At 48.0% G+C, this 2,548-nt stretch carries 1 protein-coding gene; it reads right to left on the bottom strand.

Features of this window, described 5'->3' with window-relative positions; all coding sequences use genetic code 11:
* Window positions 1-151: 151 nt before the first annotated feature.
* Entirely contained in the window at window positions 152-2,230 is a 2,079-nt protein-coding gene (locus CLOSYM_RS03395; protein ID WP_003509997.1) for a glycoside hydrolase family 13 protein, read from the bottom strand.
* Window positions 2,231-2,548 lie beyond the last annotated feature (318 nt).

The raw sequence follows: 2,548 nt of genomic DNA on the forward strand, positions 1-2,548 counted from the left end.
CTGCCCCCTTTGGCCACTCGGGAACCCATCCAAAATTACTCTGACAGTTAAAAATAATATCATAACAGAGGGAAAAAATCAAGGGGAAATTGTATATTTTTGTAGTATTTTTACAACTTCCAATAAGTCCCTGCATATCCTGTGCAGGGACTTATTGTTCCCGTGCCACCAGCACTGCCGAACCAACTGCCGGCACTTCTATTATAAGGATTCCGTTCTTTACTTCATAGTTCACGGCTCCTGCATTATACCCTTCTTCATAAGTGAGCATTCTGCGGCTCATATACTCGGAATCCGTCACGCCAATCAGCCATACCGGTATAGAATACGTCATCGCCTCATGGCAGGTGTTTATTATGACAACGCCCTTGCTCTCTCCGCCTTCCTTATTGCCGCGGCTGAAACGTCCGTACGCAATCATCCCCTGTTCCGCAGCCAATTGCCGGAGTGAACCGGTTCTGAACGCCTGGTTTCTCTTTCTGATTCCCGTCATGTATCGGTGGAACTCTATCAGTTCCAAATCTTCATTGCCCCATGGATATGTTCTCCGGTTATCGGGATCCGTCCATCCGCAGACGCCGGCCTCATCTCCGTAATAAATCGTCGGCGCTCCGGGCCATGTCATCTGAAGTACGACGCCCTGGCGGAATATGCCATAGCTGATGCCTTCCGAAGCGGCAGCGGCGCCGGCGGTTCCCAGCCGTCCAATTCTCCGGTTTGACCGTGTCAGGAACCTGGAATGGTCGTGATTTGACAATTCATTCATTGCAGTCATAAGCGACGAGGTCTGCATCCTCAGCATATGATAGCGCATCATCTCAAAAAATGCTTTGCCATTGCCGTAAAGACTTTCATTTGCCTCATCACTGTGCTTCTCCAATCCGGTCAGAAACCAGGATACCGGCTCCATAAAAGCGTCATAGTTCATTACCGTATCCCATTCATCGCCTTTGAGCCACTCACTGGGATCTCCGTAATGCTCCGCAATAATTACAGCCTCGGGGTTTGCCTCCTTGACTGCTTTTCTGAAATCTTTCCAAAACTGATGGTTGAACTCACTGGTTCTGCCAAGATCGGCAGCCACGTCCAAACGCCAGCCGTCCGCATTAAACGGCGGCGAAACCCATTTTTTACCAATATCCATAATATACCGGTAGAGTTCCGGGGATTCCTCATAATTGAGCTTCGGCAGAGTCGAATGTCCCCACCATCCGTCATAACTGTCGTTGAACGGCCAGTTGCCGTGATTGTTAAACTTGAAAAAATTCCGGTAAGGACTTTTGTCCGATACATATGCTCCCGGCGGGTAGCCGCCCTCATGCTGGTAAATCAGTTCCGCATCCAGCCACTTGTTAAAAGAACCGCAATGGTTAAAGACTCCGTCGATGATAACACGGATCCCTTTCTCGTGAGCCGCCTCAACAAATCTCGCAAACAGCAGATCACTGGCCTGCAGGTTTTCTTCATCCGCCGTTCTGGCCGTATACTTGCCTGCGTTGTCATTATCCATGGCATCAGGCTCCACAAGTAAATCGAGATCGTGCCGGATAACCCCGAAATGGGGATCGACGTGATCATAATCCTGACAATCGTATTTATGGTTGGAAGGAGAGACAAATATCGGGTTCAGGTAAATAGCCTCCACCTTCAGGCTCTTCAGATAGCTGAGTTTATCCCAGATTCCCCTGATATCGCCTCCATAGAAACGTCTCACATCCATCTTGGACGGAAGCTCATTCCAGTCCCTCACCCGCTCCACGGGTTTCCCAATATAGATGTATTCATTCGTTTCCACATCATTTGTCGGGTCACCGTTACAAAAACGATCTACATAAATCTGATACATAACTGCGCCCTTGCACCAATCAGGTACAAAAAATCCGGGAGTCATATGAAACGCTGTCTCCCGCGACGGCTGATCTGCCGCCCCCAGACGGCCGTAGAAACAGATATCCTCCTCCCGGTCCGCCCGGAAGCAGTAATTCAGGACCTCTTCTCCAAGTATATATTTACAGCGGTAATAATCAAACAGGCTGTCGCTGTGGCTGTATTCCATGTCACGCTCTTTCATTCTATCCTGTTTGTCATATTCTATTAAATAAACAGCGTCTGCACCGTCACGCTCCGTCCGGAAATAAAAAATCACTTCCTGCCCGGCATCCGCCTCGCAGGGATGTCGGTAATCTTCCGTCTCGTCGCTAAAAAGCGCTTCTCTGTTGATCCTCTCCATACTAATCCCTCTTTCTGCTATCACATCTATTTTAAATGATTCCCGTCAATTACACAATCAGTTTCTGTGCATCGCGAAGCGTGTTATTATTTACAGCATGCCGCTGTTTGGCAAGGCGTGAACAGTAACAAAATGCGGGCAACAGTTCATGCTGTCTGAACTCTTATAAATGCGGTCCTGCGAACAACCGCTGTTTTCGACAAAAAGGTAAAAAAACCATTTGTTTCAAGGCAGTAAAAAGGCCAGCGGGGTAGCTGGCCTTTTTAGGAGAAGGTATTTCGTTTTTATGGGGTGTAGCAAAAACTATATAATGTATTG

This window comes from [Clostridium] symbiosum ATCC 14940 (genome assembly GCF_000466485.1).
Lineage (GTDB): Bacteria > Bacillota > Clostridia > Lachnospirales > Lachnospiraceae > Otoolea > Otoolea symbiosa.

Coding starts and splice junctions, on each gene's coding strand:
- CLOSYM_RS03395 (WP_003509997.1), bottom strand. CDS start 2,230: ATGGAGAGGATCAACAGAGAAGCGCTTTTTAGCGACGAGACGGAAGAT.